The organism is Trebonia kvetii (assembly GCF_007827045.1).
Lineage (GTDB): Bacteria > Actinomycetota > Actinomycetes > Streptosporangiales > Streptosporangiaceae > Trebonia > Trebonia kvetii.
This window is the reverse complement of the sequence record NZ_RPFW01000035.1, coordinates 1-496: the sequence shown is the minus strand read 5'-3', so window position 1 is coordinate 496 and position 496 is coordinate 1. Positions and strand designations below refer to the sequence as shown.

General features: G+C 52.2%; 1 pseudogene. It reads right to left on the bottom strand.

Annotated features, from left to right (window positions below):
• Nucleotides 1-266: 266 nt before the first annotated feature.
• Nucleotides 267-496: pseudogene (locus tag EAS64_RS42835) on the bottom strand (50S ribosomal protein L1); the annotation flags it as partial.

Sequence of the window (496 nt, the reverse complement as noted above, 5' to 3'; positions counted from 1 at the left end):
AAACATAAGGGGAAAGAAGCTCCGTTTATGCCTGACTGTTTTATGCAGAATAGAAATGTCGGCAGAAACGCTGGGAAATAACATGGGATCTGAAATGTAGAACGGAAGCGTGGTGCTCTAAGCCGGCTTCAAGCTTGCTAATTCTTCTACAAATCTTGTGGGATATGGTGCCAGAATAAAGAAAACCCGCCGCCCGTGCGTGCAATACACATGGGCAGCGGGTCTTTCACGTCTGAGAACCCCGCAGGCTTCCTAGAATCCCAGCCTTAGGCTGCAGCCGAAACTACGGATGCGGGATCAACCGGAATGCCGGGGCCGAAGGTGGTCGCAACGGTAGCCTTCGAGATGTAGCGTCCTTTAGCCGAGGAAGGCTTCAAACGGTTGATCTCTTCCAGAGCGGCGTTGAAGTTCTCTTCCAGCTGCTGAGCAGAGAAGGATGCCTTGCCGATGATGAAGTGCAAGTTCGAGTTGCGGTCAACGCGGAAGTCGATCTTGC